We start from the raw sequence: 17442 nt of genomic DNA on the forward strand, positions 1-17442 counted from the left end.
CCGGGGCGGCGGCTATGGCAAGCCCCCTGCCGACCAGCCGGAAATCGTTGCAAAATGAGGGGCCTTGCCGGACCCGCAGTCAGCCGGCCAACAGAGGGAGACATTTGTGTCGCATCGCCGTTTCGCCGCCCGCCCGTCCACCGCGATCCTGTCCACCGCGCTTGTGCTGCTGGCAACAGCGGGATGCACGCCGGCGACCGTGGCGACCGCACCGCAATCGCCCGCGGCGAGCGCACCGGCCGGCGCCGACCTCGCGCAATTCTTCGACAATTATGACGAGGCGCAACTGTCGCTGAGCCCGCAAGGCAAGGCCTATCGCGGCATCCGCGACGCCGATTACGGCAAGTGGAACGACCCGAGCGACGATGCCGAGGTGGCCAGCCACACGCTGCAACAGGCGACCGCCGCCGCGATGCGCGCGAGCTTCGACCCTGCGAAACTGTCGCCGGAGGAGGCGCTGTCCTTCGAACTGTTCAACGCGCAGGCGGCGCGCGCCGAGCGGCTGTTCCCGTTCCGCGACGATGAATATATCTTCGACCAGATGAACGGCGCGCAGAGCCAGATGCCCGCCTTTCTGATCAACATCCACCGCGTCGCCAATGTTGCCGAAGCCGAAGCCTATGTGGAGCGCATCCGCGGCATGGGTCCGGTGCTCGACGCGCTGTCGGCCGAATCGGCGCGGCGCGCCAAAAGGGGCGTCCAGCCGCCGAAGTGGGTCTATGCCTATGTCATCAGCGACATCGAAAATCTGATGAAGCCGGACAATGCGGTGATCGAGGATATCGGCGCGAAGGTCGGCAAGCTCGACATCGACGCCGGCGAAAAGACACGACTGACCGATGCGGCAAAGGCCGCATGGGCGGAAAGCGCCGGCCCCGCCTATGGTCGGCTGCTCGCCGAAATGAAGCGCCAGCAGGCGGTCGCGCCGACGCAGGACGGCATCTGGCGCCTGCCCGACGGCAAAGCCTATTATGCCGCGCTGCTCGCCAATTATACGACCACCGACATGAGCGCGGCGCAGATCCACGCGCTCGGCCTCTCCGAAGTCGCGCGTATCCACGGCGAGATGAAGAAGATCATGGCGCAGGTGGGCTTCAAAGGGACGTTGCGCGAGTTTTTCGAGCATCTGCGCACCAGCCCGCAATATTATTATACGACCCGCGAGGATTATCTGGCCGATGTCGATGCCAAGGTGAAGGCGATGGAGGCGCGGCTGCCCGCCTTCTTCCATACGCTGCCCAAGGCGCACCTGCAGGTAAAAGCGGTCGAAGCCTTCCGCGAAAAGTCGGCGGGCAAGGCCTTTTACCAGTCGCCCTCGCCCGACGGATCGCGGCCCGGCACCTATTATGTGAACCTCTATGACCTGCGCGACATGTCGAAGACCGAGCTTGAAGCGCTCGCCTATCATGAGGGTATTCCGGGACACCACCTGCAGCGCGCGGTGCAGACTGAACTGACCGGCCTGCCGCCCTTCCGCCGTTTCGGCGGCTTCACCGCCTATACCGAAGGCTGGGGCCTCTATTCGGAGGAACTGGCGAAGGACATGGGCGCCTATGCCGATCCCTACAGCGATTTCGGGCGCCTCGGCATGGAATTGTGGCGCGCGTGCCGCCTCGTCGTCGACACCGGCATTCACGACAAGCGCTGGAGCCGCGAGCAGGCGATCCAGTATCTCAAGGACAATACGCCCAACCCCGACGGCGACATCGAAAAGGCGATCGAGCGTTATATCGTCTATCCGGGACAAGCGACCGCCTATCTGATCGGCAAGCTCAAGATCATGGAACTGAGGACGCGCGCGCAGGCGGCGCTGGGCGACCGTTTCGACTATCGCGACTTTCATGACGTGGTGCTCAAATCGGGGCCGGTGCCGCTCGACATCCTCGAACGCCGCGTCGATGCCTGGATCGCCGCCAGCCGTTGATAGTGCGAATCAAAATTGCGCCTTGACGCAGCCGGGCGTTCTGAAATTATGGCGGGGAAGCAACAGGCGGCAACAAAGCCACCGAAGGGTCGGTCTCGTCATGTCGGATACGTCAGCCTCATCCGGGCAGATGAGCGGCGAGCAGCCGTTCGAGCTGCACTATTTTCCGCCCGATCCCGATCTGGCGGACATGGTGTCGAGCTTTTACTGTGCGCGCATCAACATGCCGCGCTTCGACGAATATGAGCGCGCCGACCGCCCGCAGTTTCGCTTCATCACCGTCGCCGACGGCGAATATGTCTTTTCGGACGGGCACAGCAGCACGGTACGGCGCGCCAATATCGTCGGACCGACGAGCGGGCGCGTCCGCGCGATCAGCAACCGCCCGACGCGCATCTTCGGCTTCGGCATGCTGCCCGCCGGCTGGGCCGCGCTGATGGGCAGCCATGGCGAAAAGCTGACCGACCGCGCGATCGACGCCGCCGACCTGTTCGGCGACTGGATCAACGAAGTTGCCGACGCGATACTGGGCGCCGCGAACGACGAAGAGCGGCTGATTATCGGTAATAATTTCGTCCGCGCGGTGCTGAAACAGACCGAGGCGCCCGCGATGTGGTTTATCCGCACCGTCGATGAATGGCTGACGCGATCGGCGTCGCCGCAGGTGCATGACTTGGTCGAAGCGACCGGCATGTCGATCCGCTCGGTCGAGCGGATGACCAAACATTATTACGGCCTGTCGCCGCGCATGCTGGCGCGCAAATATCGCGCCGTGCGCGCCGCGGCGGCACTGGCGCGCGGCGAGACACTCGACCAGGCGCAGCTTGGCGACGCCTTTTACGACCAGTCGCACCTTATCCGCGAGATCAAGCGCTTCGCCGGGGCAACCCCGGGACAGCTCGGCAAGCCGACGCTTTATACCGAGGCGACGACGAAGGGCCGCAAACAGCTTGCGGGCAAGGTCAGCCCGATCGTTTCCGAAACCTGAGGCAGGAAGAAGCGGGCGGAGTGTTGCGGAGGCTCGCCCGCTTTTTCCAGATCTCGTCATCCCGGACTTGATCCGGGATCCATTCACGCAGCGCCGGGATAATGGATCCCGGATCAAGTCCGGGATGACGATGGTGGGCAAGTGGCCCCGGGCTTGCTGATCCATTCGCCCTGCCCCACGACGGGACGGTCTTTTTCGGCGCCGAGCGACGATTTGGCGTTTTGATACAATCGCGAATCGGGCCCGCGACCTATCCGGAATCCGCGACCCAGAAGAGCTCTTCCTTTGACGAGGACTGAGACCTTCATCTCGGCACTCATTCGGCTCCGGCTGGATGGGTGCCTTTTTTTATTGCCGGCCCGCGACCTTGCGCCTAGGGCGCTCAGCGACTATCTAATTGGAACAAATTACTCCAATTAAGAATCGTTCGCAATTCCGCCGGAAAGAGCCATGCGCCTGTCCAACCTTGCCGATTATGCCGTCGTGCTGATGAGCGCCGCCGCGCGCCAGTGCGGGTCGGTGCCACTGCACGCGGCGATGCTCGCCGAGCAGACAGGGATTCCCGGACCGACCGCACAAAAGCTGGTGAGCGGCCTCGCCCGCGCCGGCCTGCTGGTGTCGACGCGCGGCACCGGCGGCGGGGTGCGCCTTGCCCGTCCCGCGGCGGCGATCAGCATCGCCGACATCATCGAAGCCGTCGAAGGTCCGATCGCCCTCACCACCTGCGTCGAGGATGGCCGGCACGATTGCGCGCTCGAAGGCAATTGCCGCGTCAAACCGCACTGGGGCGTCGTCAACAGCGCCGTGCGCGGCGCGCTGGCGGACATCAGCCTGGCGAGCCTGAGCGGACTTGCCAAAACCGTTCGCCCTGAGCTTGTCGAAGGGCCGTCTTTCCCTCTTCGCAGCAGCACAGAAAAGATCAGTGCTTCGACAAGCTCAGCACAAACGGGTTTTTGAAATGGATGAAGTAAAAATCAAGGATCAGGCCGCCCGCGACGCCGCGCTGCGCGTTGCCGACTATGAGCATGGCTGGTCTTCCGCCATCGAGACCGACTTCGCGCCGAAGGGGCTGACCGAGGATACGGTCCGCTTCATTTCGGCGAAGAAGAACGAGCCCGAATGGATGCTCGACTGGCGGCTCAAGGCGTTTCGTCATTGGCAGACGATGGAAACCCCCGACTGGGCGAAGCTCAACGTGCCGCCGATCGACTACCAAGATGCGTACTATTATGCGGCGCCCAAGGCGAAGCCGAAGCTCAGCAGTCTCGACGAGGTCGATCCCGAAATCCTCGAAGTCTATGAAAAGCTCGGCATCCCGATCGAGGAGCAGAAGGTGCTCGCAGGGGTAGAGGGCGCGCGCAAGGTCGCGGTCGACGCGGTGTTCGACAGCGTCAGCGTCGCGACGACCTTCCGCGAGGAATTGAAGCGCGCTGGCGTGATCTTCCTCTCCATCTCCGAAGCGATCCGCGAATATCCCGAGCTGGTGAAGAAGTGGCTCGGCAAGGTCGTGCCGATGCACGACAATTATTTCGCGACATTGAACTGCGCGGTCTTCTCGGACGGGACGTTCGTTTACGTTCCCGAGGGCGTGCGCTGCCCGATGGAGCTCAGCACCTATTTCCGCATCAATGCCGAGAATACAGGGCAGTTCGAACGCACCCTGATCGTCGCCGACAAGGGCGCGTACGTCTCCTATCTCGAAGGCTGCACCGCGCCGATGCGCGACGAGAACCAGCTCCACGCTGCGGTGGTCGAACTGGTCGCGCTCGACGATGCCGAGATCAAATATTCGACGGTGCAGAACTGGTACCCCGGCAATGCCGAGGGCCTCGGCGGCATCTATAATTTCGTGACCAAGCGCGCGCTGTGCCAGGGCAAGCGCAGCAAGGTGTCGTGGACGCAGGTCGAAACCGGCTCGGCGATCACGTGGAAATATCCGAGCTGCGTGCTCAACGGCGACGACAGCGTCGGCGAATTCTATTCGGTCGCGGTCACCAACAATTACCAGCAGGCCGACACCGGCACCAAGATGATCCACAATGGCAAGCGCACGCGCTCGACGATCGTCAGCAAGGGGATCAGCGCGGGCAAGTCGAACAACACCTATCGCGGGATTGTGCGCGTCGCGCCCAATGCCGAGGGGGTGCGGAACTTCACCCAGTGCGACAGCCTGCTTTTGGGAAGCCTCAGCGGGGCGCACACGGTGCCGTATATCGAAGTCCGCAATCCCACCGCGACGGTCGAGCATGAAGCGACGACGAGCAAGATCAGCGACGACCAGCTGTTCTACGCGATGCAGCGCGGACTGGGGCAGGAAGAAGCGGTGGCGCTGATCGTCAACGGCTTTGCCAAGGAAGTTCTGCAGCAGCTGCCGATGGAGTTCGCGGTCGAGGCGCAGAAGTTGCTGGGGATCAGCCTTGAGGGGAGCGTGGGGTGACACAAGCTCTTTTCGAATACACACGCCCCTTCAACTGGCAGCCAACTGAACACTACGGCCCCGAAGGCTCTTCGGATTGGTCTGAGTGGGATGAGCAGGATCTCGCCACAGCTCAAGAATTTCTCGACCTCGCGGGTGAGCGGATCAACTGGCTCCATCCTTCGAAGAGCGGGCTGCCTTTGGAAGGTGTCAAAGGCGAACCGGACTATGCCGCTCAATCCGGCGGACACATTTTTTTAATCGGCGAACATTTCTGGCCGGGATTTCCTGATCCGCCGCAGTTCGCGATCGTCAAATGCCATCCCGTCGAACGCACGACCCAGCACTTGGGCCACTTCGACTATTGGCCGGAAACTTGGACACGAAAAGACCGATAATGCTAAAAATTGAAAACCTCCACGCCACCGTCGCCGACAAGCCGATCCTGAAGGGCCTATCGCTCACCATCAATGCGGGCGAGATCCATGCGATCATGGGCCCCAATGGCGCGGGCAAGTCGACGCTCTCCTACGTGCTCGGCGGGCGCCCCGGCTACGAGGTCACCGACGGTTCGGCCACCTTCGACGGGGCCGACCTCCTCGACATGGACCCGCACGAGCGCGCCGCCGCCGGCCTGTTCCTCGGTTTCCAGTATCCGGTCGAAATCCCCGGCGTATCGAACGTCCAGTTCCTCCGCGAGAGCCTCAACGCCCAACGCAAGGCGCGTGGGCAGGAACCGCTGTCGGGCGGCGACTTCCTGAAATTGGCGCGCGAAAAGGCGGGGCTCTTGAAGCTCGACATGGACATGCTCAAGCGCCCGGTGAACGTCGGCTTTTCGGGCGGCGAGAAGAAGCGCAACGAGATGGTGCAGATGGGCATCCTCGACCCCAAGCTCGCGATCCTCGACGAGACGGACTCGGGCCTGGACATCGACGCGCTGCGCATCGTCGGCGACGGGATCAACGCGATCATGCGGCGCCCCGACAAGGCGGTGCTGCTGATCACCCATTATCAGCGCCTGCTCGACTATGTGCGGCCCGATTTCGTCCACGTCCTCGCGGGCGGCCGAATCGTCAAATCGGGCGGGCCCGAGCTGGCGCTTGAGCTCGAACGCGAAGGCTATGCGGAGATCGCGGCGTGATCCTCGCTTTCGCCCTTCTGACGATTACGCAAGCGCCCGAGCCGGTGCCGACCGACGAGGAAATCGTCGTGATCGCACAGAAGCTGAGCGGCATCGCGGTCCATGTCGGCCGTGATGCCAAGGGGCGCTATCATTGCGACCTCAGCGAAAGCAGCGGCAATGCGCGTCTCGACGCGCAGCTCTGCAAGACAAGCGCGACCTGCGCGAAGAAAGGCGCATCGAATCAGGCTGAAGTGAAGGCCTGCATCGACAAGCGAAAATCGACGTTGCTCGCGAACTTCCGCCGCGAATGGGCGGAGCGCAGGCCATGACCGCTCTCCCTAATCGCCGCGACGAAGCGTGGCGCTATAGCGACATCGACGCGGTCGCAGCAGCTTGGCCGCTGCCCGCGCCCGAAAATATCGTCGTGCCCGCGGGCGGTGACTTCAAGCGCGCAATCGTGCAGGACGCGGGCGATATCCACCAGATCGAGCTGGTGCTGGGCAAGGGCGCGACTGCGTCGCTGCACGTCCTCAACATCGGCGGTGCATATGGCCGCATCGAACTCGCCGTGACGCTCCACGAAGGCGCAGACTTCACACTCGGCGCGGCGCAGATCGGTGGCGGCGCACAGACGCTCGAGATCGTCACCACCGTCACCCATGCCGAGCCCGGTGCGACGTCGCGGCAGATGGTGCGCTCGGTCCTCGGCGGCACCGCGACCGGCACCTATCTCGGCAAAGTTGCGGTCGCGCGTGACGCGCAGCAGACCGACAGCGAACAGGATGTGAAGGCGATGCTGCTCGACCGCAGCGCGACCGCCAACGCCAAGCCCGAACTCGAAATCTTCGCCGACGATGTGAAGTGTGCGCATGGCTGTGCGATCGGCGAGCTCGACGCCATGAGCCTCTATTATCTCCAGTCGCGCGGCCTCCCGCCCGCGGAGGCGAAGAAGCTGATGCTGCAAGCGTTCGTTGCCGGCGTGTTCGATGGCGCCGAAGATGAGGAACAGTTGCAGGCGCTCGCGCTCGCGAAGCTGGGGGAATTGGTGTGACCAACCTCCCTTCCCCGTTCGCATCGAGCGAAGTCGAGATGCCCATCGGTAACGCACGCCTTCGGGGTGTCTCGACTTCGCTCGACACGAACGGGGTTAGAGACCAGTTCCCCGGCCTGACGCCCGGCTGGCACTATCTCGACACCGCCGCGACCGCGCAGAAGCCGCAGGCGGTGATCGATGCGACGGTGAATGCGATGGGCCGCGACTATGCGACCGTGCACCGCGGTGTCTATGCGCGCTCGGCCGACATGACGCTCGCCTATGAGGCGGCACGGCGGCGGATCGCAGGGTTCATCCGCGCGAAGGAGGATCAGATCGCCTTCGTGCGCGGTGCGACCGAGGCGATCAACCTCGTCGCCTATTCCCACCCGCGCAAAGGCCGCGTGCTGCTGTCGATGCTCGAACATCACAGCAATATCGTGCCCTGGCAGCTCGCGGGCTGGCAGGTCGACGTGTGCCCGCTGACCGAAGACGGCTGCATCGACTTGGGCGCCGCCGAAAAGCTTCTCACCCCCGAACACACGATGGTCGCTTTCGCGCATGTGTCGAACGTGCTCGGCAGCCCGCTCGAGGTTGCCCGCGCCGCCGAAATCGCGCACCGCGTCGGCGCCGAACTTCTGATCGACGGCTGCCAGGCCGTGCCGCGCCTGCCGGTCGATGTCGCGGCATTGGGCTGCGACTATTATGCCTTCTCGGGGCACAAGCTTTACGGCCCCACCGGCATCGGCGTGCTGTGGAGCGACAAATTGGACACGCTCCCGCCCTGGCAGGGCGGCGGGTCGATGATCGACCGTGTGACCTTCGAACGCACGACCTACGCCCCCGCCCCCACACGCTTCGAAGCCGGTACGCCTGCGATCATCGAGGCGATCGGGCTCGCCGCCGCGGTCGATTATGTCGTGGGCCTTGGCGTAGATGCGATCCACGCGCATGAGGTCGCGCTGGTCGGCCAGCTTCGCGAGGCACTGGCGCGCCGGAACAGCATCACCCTGTTCGGACCCGAAAACAGCGCCGGGATCGTCAGTTTCGCGATGGCGGGGGTTCATCCGCACGACATCGGCACTATCTTGGACGAAAGCGGGGTCGCGATCCGCGCCGGGCATCATTGCGCGCAGCCGCTGATGGCGCATCTCGGCGTACCGGCGACCGCCCGCGCGAGCTTCGGGCTCTACAGCAATGCAGACGATGTGACCGCGCTGGTCGAAGGATTGGCGCGCGTCGAGAGGATTTTCGGATGAGCGAAGAAAACAGCATCAGGATCGAGGAAGTGGAAAGCGTCGCGCCGCCGCCCAAAGCGCGCGTCGAGGATGCCGAAACCGCGCCCGAGAAACTGGAGCGCAAGCGCGATTATCTGGAGGGCTTTCTGGCCGCCAAGCCCGCAGCGGTCGATCCGCACGGCGTCGGCGGCGACCTGTACGAAGCCGTCGTCGCGGCGCTCAAGGATATTTACGATCCGGAAATTCCGGTGAATATCTATGACCTTGGCCTGATCTACAATGTCGAGATCGATGAAGGCCATGTCATCGTCACCATGACGTTGACCACCCCGCACTGCCCCGTCGCCGAATCGATGCCCGGCGAGGTCGAGCTGCGCGTCGGCGCGGTGCCCGGCGTCGGCGACGCCGAAGTGAACCTTGTCTGGGATCCGCCCTGGTCGCCCGCCAATATGAGCGACGAGGCGCGGCTCGAATTGGGAATGCTGTGATGACTGAAGCCAAGACACCCGAGAAGACACGGACAGCCCGCCCCGCCGCCGTCACGCTGACGCCCGGCGCCGAAGCGCGCATCGCAAAGCTGATGGCGGCCGCGCCCGACGGCGCGATCGGGGTCAGGCTGTCGACGCCGCGGCGCGGCTGTTCAGGCCTTGCCTATTCGGTCGACTATGTGACTGACGAGCAGAAATTCGACGAGAAGATCGAAACGCCCGGCGGCGTGTTTTACATCGACGGCGCGTCGGTACTCTATCTGATCGGCAGCACGATGGACTGGGTGGAGGATGATTTCGCAGCGGGTTTCGTGTTCGAGAACCCCAATGCCAAGGGCGCGTGCGGCTGCGGCGAGAGCTTTACGGTCTGACGGTCGATCTTAGCGGCAGACCGTCCACCCCGCCGTCCGCGCCGCCATATCGAGGTGGAAATGGTCGGCGTGCGCCCGGTTATAATCGGGCGACAGCAGCGTACTGAACAGCCCACACGACCGATCGCGCACCGCGTGCAGGAAAGCTCCTTTTGCACCGCGATCGTCCCAGTCGGCACGCAGCGCCACACGCGTCCCGTCAGCAAGGATGAAGGCCGAAATGTCGATTGCATTGGCGGTCGAATGTTCGCTTTGCGCCTGTCGTCCGGCGATTTTTCGGCAATTATAGCTGCCCAGATTTTCAAGGCCGACAACCTTCTGTCCGAAATGATCCTGCGCCGCGGGCTGAACCACATCGCGCGTCCATAGCGCCAGCGCCGCGGTCACGGCGCAGCCGGGTGCGGCGTTCGCGGGACGCATCGAAGGGACAAGCCGATTGCCGGCAAGAATCATCCGCTGGCTCGCGCGGCATTGCCCCGCGCCGATCGCTGGGCGCCGCGCGTATCGCTCGCCCGCGCGGTCGAAGACCGCGAAGCAGGCGTCGTCCTCGCCCGCCAGGCGAACGAGCTTGCGATGCGTTGCCCAGCCCAGCGGCTGCGTAAGATCGAAGGGCGCATAGGGATCATGTTCTGGATGCGCGCGCAGCCACATCATCGCGCGCATTGCAACGATGCTGAGCAAAATCATCACGCAGAAGCCGACAAGGTAGGTGCGGAAAGCTGTCACCACCGCAGGGTGGGGCACCACGCCCTGCGGAGCAAGATCAGAGCGGATCGAAGGTGACCGTCAGCCCGTCTTTCGGCCGCGGGATCGGCCACATGTGCCAGTCGGGCGCATAACCGTCGGCGATACGGATGCGATGCGTCGTCAGCACATGGTGGAAGAAGATTTTCGCCTGCATATAGGCGAAGTGCAGCCCCAGGCACATGTGCGCGCCGCCGCCGAAGGGAACCCATGCATATTTGTGGCGGCCCCGCACCGCGTCGGGCGCGAAGCGCAGCGGGTCGAAGCGTTCGGGGTCGGGCCAATATTCGGCCATCATATGCGTATAGCTCGGGTTGATCCCGACATTGGTGCCGGCGGGAATATGGTAGCCGCCGAATTCGAAATCCCTGAGGGCGCGGCGCGGGATGGCGGGCACCGGCGGGATCAGTCGCAACGCCTCCTTGAACGCCATTTCGGTCAGTTCAAGCTCGCCGAGGCTGTTGTGCCCCACGCCCTCGCCCGCCGGCGCGACGGACAGCATTTCGTCGCGCAGCCGGTCCTGCCATTCGGGATGCCGGGCGAGCAGCCAGACAAGCGAGGTGATCGAACTGGTGATGGTGTCGTGCGCCGCCATCATCAGGAAATTCATGTGATCGACGATCGCCTCGACGCTGAGATATTCGCCGTCATCGTCCTTGGCGTGACAGATTTGGGTGAAAATATCCTCGCCTTCCGATGCCCGGCGTTCGGGCACCAGCCGCGTGAAATAATCGACCAGGAATTTGCGCCCGGCGACCCCGCGGCCCATGGCGGTGAAGGGCATCGGTACGCGTATGATGCCGATCGACGCCTGCACCATGTCGACGAACGCCTTGTTGATCCGCTCCGCCTCCGGCCCCCAAGGGATGCCGAGAAAGCTCGTCGCGGCCAGATCGAGCGTCAGCTGCTTGATCGCCGGATAGAATTTGAAGCTCTTGCCGCTCCATGCGCCGATGCGGCTGCCGATACCCTCGTTCAGCGCGCCGGCATAATGCCGCATCGGTTCGGGTTTGAAGGCGACCGACAGCGTCTTGCGGTCGGCGCGATGCTTTTCGAAGTCCATCAGCATCAAGCCACGCGGGAACAGGAGGTTGAGCACCGGCCCCCACCCCTGTTCGGACGAGAAGATCTTTTCGCGATCGAACAGGACAAGCTCGTTCGCTTCGGGCCCGACGAGCGACACGCCGCGGCCGCCGAAGCTTTTGGCGCGATAGACCTTGCCGTGCTGCGCGACCATGCGGTTGGTGAAGCCGACCGGATCCTTGAGCTGCGCCAGCGTCGTGCCGAGCACGGGAATCCCGTCGTCGCCGGGAATATGATCGAGCGCGGTCTCCGCGTTGCGCGGCATCCAGTGCGCGGTCTCAGGTCCGAAGCGGCGTTCCGACCATTCGATCGTCGTGGGGGCATTCATCGCGGCAAATCCTTCATTTTGTCCGATGTCGGCGCAGACTATCGGCTTACTGACATTGTTGCAAGTAAGTCTTATTCCGGCGCCGGCGACCATTCACCGCAAATTCAACTCGCTTCGTGCAGTTTCGATTCCGATATGGCGCCTCCATCGCTGCGCCAAGGAAGGATGGCATCATGCCCAACAGCCTCAAAAAGCCCCTCTCCCTCGCTCTCGGCGCCCTCGCCACCGCGACGCTCGGCGGCTGCTACTATGACGGCGATCTCTATGGCCCGAGCTATGCCTCGGCGGGGGTCTGCGCGAACGACTATTACGACTATGATCCCTATGCCTATTCGGACGGCTATGGCTACGACTGTTACGATCCGACCGATTATAGCGGCGGCTTCGTCCAGATCGGTTTCGGCGGCGGCTGGTACGACAATTATTATTACCCCGGCTACGGCATGTGGATGTTCGACAATTATCGCAACCGCTACCCGCTGCGCGGCCAGTATCTGAACTATTGGGGCGGGCGCCGCGCCTGGTGGAAGCATCGCGGCGACCGCGGCGACGGCCACTGGCAAGGCCGCCCGCCGTCGAGCGGCGGCGATCACGGCGGACGCCCCCATCGCCCCGGCGGCTGGCAGGGGCATGATCGTGACGGCGACGGCCAGCATGGGACGCGCCCGCCCGGCGGTCGGCCCGGCGCCGGTACCCCGCCGACCAGCGGCAACCCGGGACGCCCCGATCGCGGTCCGGGCGTCATCCGCCCGCGTCCGCCGGTGGGCAGCACCCCGACGCGCCCCTCAGGCGATCCCGTCACGGCGCCGTCGCGGCCTACGCGCGGTCCCGGCGTCCTCCGCCCGCGGCCCGCGCCTTCGGGTGAATGGACCGGAAACCGGCAGCGCCCGTCTCCGGTCATCAATACACCGCCTGCAACCAGTGCGACTCCCGCGCCACAGCGACCCGCACCGGCCGTGCGAACGCCGCCCCCGCCGCCGCCTGCGGCAAGTGCACCGCCGGCGCGACCCTCCCGCGATGGGCCGCGCCGGAGCCGTGGCGACCAGTCCGGACACGTTCGCGAAAACTGACCGATGCCGGGCTGCCAGCCCCGATCAGGCGGGTGATGGCCGCGCTTCGTCCTTCGTGCCCGCCGACACCACGGTCGCCGCAACAAGGTCGCCGATCACGTTGAGCGTCGTGCGGCACATGTCGAGGAAGCGATCGACGCCGAGCACCAGGCCGATCCCTTCGGGCGGCACCCCGACCGAGGCGAGGATGAGCGCGATCACCGGCAGCGACCCCGCCGGCACCCCCGCGGTGCCGATACCGCCGAGGATGCAGACGAGCATCACCATCAGCTGCTGCTGAAGCGTCAGGTCGATGCCGAAGAATTGTGCAAGAAAGATCACGGTCACGCCTTCGAACATGGCGGTGCCGTTCTGGTTTGCGGTGGCGCCGAGCGTCAGCACGAAGCGCGCCACCCGGTCGGGCAGGCGCAGCTGGTCGTGCGCAACGCGCAGCGCGGTAGGCAGCGTCGCGTTCGACGACGATGTCGCGAAGGCCATCACGAACGCTTCCTGCGTCTGACGGAAGAAGGCCGTCGGCGACTTGTTCGCAAGCAGCCGCAACATCACCGGAAAGACGATGAACATCTGGAGCCCGAGCGCCAGCATCACGACCCCGACATAGGCCGACAGGCGCACCATCAGATCCCAGCCGAACTGCGCGGCAAGATTGAACATGAAACAGAAGATGGCGATCGGTGCGAGCCGGATGACGAGGCCGATCAGTTTCATCGACACTTCGAACACGCCCTCGATCGCGGTCTTGAGGGCCGCCGTCTGCGGCGTCCGGACGAGCATCAGGCCGATGCCAAAAAAGAGCGCGAAGAACATCACGGCGAGCACGTCATTCTCGCTCATCGCGCCGATGAAATTGCTCGGCACGATCGCAACGAGCGCATCCATCCCCGACTTCGCCTCGCCCGCGCGGTCGGTAATCGCCCTGGCGCCTTCGGCGCCCTCGGCGATCAGATTCCGGGCCAGCGCCGGATCGACCCCCGCCCCGGGCTGGATGAGATTGACGAGCAACAGGCTGATCGCGACGGCGATCGACGAGACGACGACCGTGTAGAGCAGCGTCCGGATGCCCACCGATTTCAACGCCCGCATCTCGCCCATTTCGGCGACACCGACGATCAGCGCCGATACCAGCAGCGGGATCACGAGCATGAACAGCAGGCGCAGGAAAATCTGGCCGATCGGACCGGTGACGTAAGTCGTCGCACTGTCGACCCAGCCGGCGCCCGCCGCACCATAATGCGCGGCAAGTCCGGCGATCAGGCCGCCGACGAAACCGAACAGCATACGCCATTGCAATTGCTTGGCGCGAGCCTCCTCCTCCCCGCCGGGCGGGGCTTTGGTTTCGGTCATGGCTCAGCTCCTTGCGCGCCCGTGGGTGGGAGCGGCCGGAAAGCTGGGCGTCAGGCGCGGTCGGCCGGGGGCGTGGTCCTATCCTCGACCATATCTTCCTGAAGGTCCAGCCCCCGCATCCCGTGATGCGACGTATGCGCCGGTGCATGCGGACGGTCGTCGAACGCCGGATCCTCGACCTCCAGCATGCCTTCCCATTTGGTGATGACGCTGGTCGCCACCGCATTGCCGACGACGTTGGTCGCGGTGCGCCCCATGTCGAGGAACTGGTCGATCGCGAAGACGAGCGCGACGCCCTCGACCGGAAGGTCGAACATGGCGAGCGTCGCGGTGATGACGACGAGGCTGGCGCGCGGCACCGCTGCGATCCCCTTCGACGACACCATCAGCGTCAGCAGGATCAGGATCTGCGTCGTGATCGACAATTCGATGCCATAGGCCTGCGCGATGAAGATCGTCGCGAAGCTGGCATACATCATCGACCCGTCGAGGTTGAAGCTGTAGCCGAGCGGCAGCACGAAGCCCGAGATGCGGCGCGGCACCCCGAAGCGGTCGAGCTGTTCGAACAGCTTCGGCATCGCGGCTTCGGACGAGGCGGTCGAGAAGGCGATCAGGATCGGTTCGCGGATATAGCGGATCAGTTCGACGATCCGCTTGCCGAGGAAGATCGCCCCGATGCCGAGCAGCAGCGCCCACAGCACGACGAGCGACATGTAGAATTCGGTGAGCAGTTCGGCATAGGTCGCAAGGATGCCGAGCCCATATTGCGCCACCACCTTGGCGAGCGCACCGAACACCGCGAGCGGCGCGAGGCGCATGACATAGCCGGTGATCTGGAGCATCAGTTCGGCAAGCGCCTCGGCCCCGCGGACGAGCGGCGCGCCCTTTTCGCCGATCGCCGACAGGCCGACGCCCGCGAACAGCGCAAAGACGAGGATCTGGAGGACGTTATTCTCGCCCATCGCGGCGACGATATTCTTGGGGAAAATATGTTCGACGAATTCGAACAGGTCGAGTTTCTTGACCTCGCCGACTTCGGCCGCCGAATGGGCGCCGACGGTCAGGTGGAGCCCGGCGCCGGGTTCGAGCACATTGACCATGATCAGGCCGAGGCTGATCGAGATCAGGCTGGCGATGATGAACCACGAAATGGCGCGGACCCCGATGCGGCCGAGCGCCGAGCTGTCGCCCATATGCGCGATCCCCGCGATCAGCGTGCCCAGGATCAGCGGCGCAACCAGCATCTTGATCAGATTGAGGAAAATATTGGCGAGCATCGAAAAGCCGCGCAGCCAATTATCGAAGGCCTCGCTGCCCGCGGGAACCATAACGCGCACCAGATAGCCGGCGACGACCCCCAGAACCATGCCGATCAAAATGTAGATTGTGAGGCGTTTCGCCATCAATTCGCTCCCCTGTTCCGGTCCCCGCCGAATGTAAATGGGGGGCCTAACAGCCCGGTGCCCGCGGAGCAATCGCCAGAATCTTCAGAGCCTACACAAGAAAAGTAATGGCTGCGCAGGTCGCGGCGCCAACGGCAAGCGTCAGCGGAATGCCCGCGCGGAAAAAGTCGATGAAGCGGTAATTGCCCGCCGCATAGACCAGCGTGTTCGTCTGATAGCCGATAGGTGTGGCGAAGCTGGCCGATGCGGCAAACATGACTGCGATCACCAGTGGATAGGGATCGACCCCCAATTGCCGCGCCACCGCGATCGCCAGCGGCGTCACCAGAATGGCGACCGCGTTGTTGGTGACGATTTCGGTGAGCAGCACCGACAGGATATAGGTCGCAACGACCAGCCCCCACGGCGGTACGCTGCGCAGCAACGGCGTCAGTTCGCCGACGACCAGTTCGACGCTACCCGAATTTTCGAGCGCCAGCCCGACCGCGAGCATCGCGAAGATCAGGACAAGGACATTGCCATCGATCGAATCCCACGCCTCGTCGGCGTCGATGCAGCGCGTCACCAGGATCAGCCCGACCCCGATGATCGCGGCGACGCCGATGTCCATGACATTGAAAGTCGCCAGCAGGATGACGCCGACGAGCGCGCCGATGGCGATCGGCGCCTTGTTGCGGCGAAACTCGCGCTCGCTGGTCGATCCGACGCCATAGAGGTGCGGATGGCCATAGAGCTGTTCGATCTGGTCCGCCGGCCCCGTCACCAGCACGCGGTCGATCGCCTGAACGCGCGCATTGGGGAGGTCGGGACCCGGCGTCTTGCGAAAGCGCGCCATGCCGAGGATGCGGACCTTGAGCGACGAGAGAAACGGTATTTCGATCAGCCGGCGACCGATCGCCGGGTGGCTGGGAGCGATCATCGCCTCGACGATCGCCTCGTCATTCTGGTCGGCATTGTCGTGCCCGGCGGTCAGGCCGATGGCGACATTCTTGTTCGCGCGCAGCGACAGGAGTTCGGCAAGCTCAAGCCGCAGGACGAGGCGGTCGTCGGGCTCCAATATATCGTCGGCAAGGTTCGACCGGCGCAGCGTCGCACCGCGCTTCATCGCGACGAGCTTCACATTGGCGCGCTTGACGAAGGGCACGTCGCCGACACGCCGCCCGACCAGATTGCCGTCATTCAGGATGCGCACTTCGGAGAGGAAGGTGCGATGTTCCTGGCTGAGCGCGATCTGCGACGGCGAATCGTCGGGCAGAAAGCGGCGCGCGATCAGCAGCAGCGCCAGCGTCCCCGCTACCCCCGCAACGAGCCCGACCGGGGTGATGGTGAAGATGCCGAAGCGATCGAGGCCATTATCCTGCGCCACCGCGGCGACGAGCAGGTTGGTAGAGGTGCCGATGAGCGTCGTCGTGCCGCCGAGGATGCAGACGAACGACAGCGGCATCAGCAGCCGCTTGGCGCTGATCCCCAGCGCGCTTGCCAGTTTGAGCATGATCGGGATCATCACGACCACGACCGGCGTGTTGTTGAGGAAGGCCGAGGCGACATAGACGCCGAAGAACATCTCCGCGAGCGCCAGCTTCGGGTGTCGCTGCGCCCGCGCGATGATGCGGTTCGCGATCGCGTCGAGCGTGCCGGTGCGCAACAAGGCGCCCGACAGGATAAACATCGCGCCAATCGTCACCGGCGCCGAATTGGAAAAGACCGAAAAAAGATCCTTGCCCGACAGGATGCCGAGGAAGAGGAAGGTGCAGGTGCCGAGGATCGCGACGACGGTCGCCGGGAAGCGCTCCATCACGAAGCCGACGAACATCAGGGCGAGCACGACAAGGCCGATGATCGCCTGATGCTGGGCGATGAAGGCCTGCGCCGCGGCGATCATTCGGCGA

Annotated in this window: 17 protein-coding genes; 12 read left to right on the forward strand and 5 right to left on the reverse strand. The window is 64.2% G+C overall.

Translation table 11 applies throughout. The features are described from left to right. Positions 1–106: 106 nt before the first annotated feature. From EBMC1_RS13540 to EBMC1_RS13585, 11 genes are all read left to right on the forward strand, one after another. Positions 107–1924, forward strand: a complete 1818-nt coding sequence (locus EBMC1_RS13540) for a DUF885 domain-containing protein (protein ID WP_003047905.1) — start codon at positions 107–109, stop codon at positions 1922–1924. A gap of 130 nt (positions 1925–2054) precedes the next feature. Continuing rightward, on the forward strand, positions 2055–2912 hold the full coding sequence (locus EBMC1_RS13545) for a helix-turn-helix domain-containing protein (protein WP_003047907.1): 858 nt from the start codon (positions 2055–2057) through the stop codon (positions 2910–2912). A 450-nt stretch (positions 2913–3362) separates the two neighbouring features. Further along, positions 3363–3869, forward strand: a complete 507-nt coding sequence (locus EBMC1_RS13550) for an SUF system Fe-S cluster assembly regulator (protein ID WP_003047910.1) — start codon at positions 3363–3365, stop codon at positions 3867–3869. Position 3870: 1 nt separating this feature from the next. Then, a complete protein-coding gene (gene sufB, locus EBMC1_RS13555; RefSeq protein ID WP_003047913.1) occupies positions 3871–5349 on the forward strand; it encodes a Fe-S cluster assembly protein SufB in 1479 nt (492 codons plus the stop codon). Beyond that, entirely contained in the window at positions 5346–5726 is a 381-nt protein-coding gene (locus EBMC1_RS18485) for a hypothetical protein (protein ID WP_156001261.1), read from the forward strand. The genes sufB and EBMC1_RS18485 overlap by 4 nt, the downstream gene beginning before the upstream one ends. Next, positions 5726–6469 (forward strand): Fe-S cluster assembly ATPase SufC, encoded by a 744-nt coding sequence (gene sufC, locus EBMC1_RS13560; RefSeq protein WP_003047920.1) that lies wholly within the window; start codon positions 5726–5728, stop codon positions 6467–6469. The genes EBMC1_RS18485 and sufC overlap by 1 nt, the downstream gene beginning before the upstream one ends. Next, a complete protein-coding gene (locus tag EBMC1_RS13565) occupies positions 6466–6780 on the forward strand; it encodes a hypothetical protein (protein WP_003047923.1) in 315 nt (104 codons plus the stop codon). The genes sufC and EBMC1_RS13565 overlap by 4 nt, the downstream gene beginning before the upstream one ends. Then, complete coding sequence (locus EBMC1_RS13570; protein WP_003047926.1) at positions 6777–7502, forward strand: SufD family Fe-S cluster assembly protein; 726 nt, start codon at positions 6777–6779, stop codon at positions 7500–7502. Before EBMC1_RS13565 ends, EBMC1_RS13570 begins: the two co-directional genes overlap by 4 nt. Before the next feature lie 38 nt (positions 7503–7540). Further along, positions 7541–8743, forward strand: a complete 1203-nt coding sequence (locus EBMC1_RS13575; protein WP_003047930.1) for an aminotransferase class V-fold PLP-dependent enzyme — start codon at positions 7541–7543, stop codon at positions 8741–8743. Then, the gene (locus EBMC1_RS13580) at positions 8740–9210 is read left to right on the forward strand and encodes an SUF system Fe-S cluster assembly protein (RefSeq protein WP_003047934.1); all 471 of its coding nucleotides are present in this window, start codon (positions 8740–8742) and stop codon (positions 9208–9210) included. Before EBMC1_RS13575 ends, EBMC1_RS13580 begins: the two co-directional genes overlap by 4 nt. Then, a complete protein-coding gene (locus EBMC1_RS13585) occupies positions 9210–9581 on the forward strand; it encodes a HesB/IscA family protein (RefSeq protein WP_003047938.1) in 372 nt (123 codons plus the stop codon). Before EBMC1_RS13580 ends, EBMC1_RS13585 begins: the two co-directional genes overlap by 1 nt. Before the next feature lie 9 nt (positions 9582–9590). Here the strand turns inward: EBMC1_RS13585 and EBMC1_RS13590 are convergent, their stop codons facing one another. After that, positions 9591–10307, reverse strand: a complete 717-nt coding sequence (locus tag EBMC1_RS13590) for an extensin-like domain-containing protein (RefSeq protein WP_231292927.1) — start codon at positions 10305–10307, stop codon at positions 9591–9593. Between the two features lie 37 nt (positions 10308–10344). Continuing rightward, positions 10345–11736 (reverse strand): cytochrome P450, encoded by a 1392-nt coding sequence (locus tag EBMC1_RS13595; protein WP_003047943.1) that lies wholly within the window; start codon positions 11734–11736, stop codon positions 10345–10347. A 173-nt stretch (positions 11737–11909) separates the two neighbouring features. On the opposite strand from EBMC1_RS13595, the gene EBMC1_RS13600 reads away from it, so the two are divergent. Then, the gene (locus tag EBMC1_RS13600; protein ID WP_003047945.1) at positions 11910–12806 is read left to right on the forward strand and encodes a hypothetical protein; all 897 of its coding nucleotides are present in this window, start codon (positions 11910–11912) and stop codon (positions 12804–12806) included. A gap of 24 nt (positions 12807–12830) precedes the next feature. Here EBMC1_RS13600 and EBMC1_RS13605 read toward each other — a convergent pair whose 3' ends face one another. The 3 genes from EBMC1_RS13605 to EBMC1_RS13615 form a co-directional block, all read right to left on the reverse strand. Then, complete coding sequence (locus EBMC1_RS13605; protein WP_003047948.1) at positions 12831–14150, reverse strand: dicarboxylate/amino acid:cation symporter; 1320 nt, start codon at positions 14148–14150, stop codon at positions 12831–12833. A 50-nt stretch (positions 14151–14200) separates the two neighbouring features. Further along, complete coding sequence (locus EBMC1_RS13610) at positions 14201–15553, reverse strand: dicarboxylate/amino acid:cation symporter (RefSeq protein ID WP_003047950.1); 1353 nt, start codon at positions 15551–15553, stop codon at positions 14201–14203. Between the two features lie 91 nt (positions 15554–15644). After that, on the reverse strand, positions 15645–17435 hold the full coding sequence (locus EBMC1_RS13615) for an SLC13 family permease (protein WP_003047952.1): 1791 nt from the start codon (positions 17433–17435) through the stop codon (positions 15645–15647). Between the last annotated feature and the right edge of the window lie 7 nt (positions 17436–17442).

It is taken from the genome of Sphingopyxis sp. MC1 (genome assembly GCF_000371385.1).
Classification (GTDB): Bacteria; Pseudomonadota; Alphaproteobacteria; order Sphingomonadales; family Sphingomonadaceae; genus Sphingopyxis; species Sphingopyxis terrae.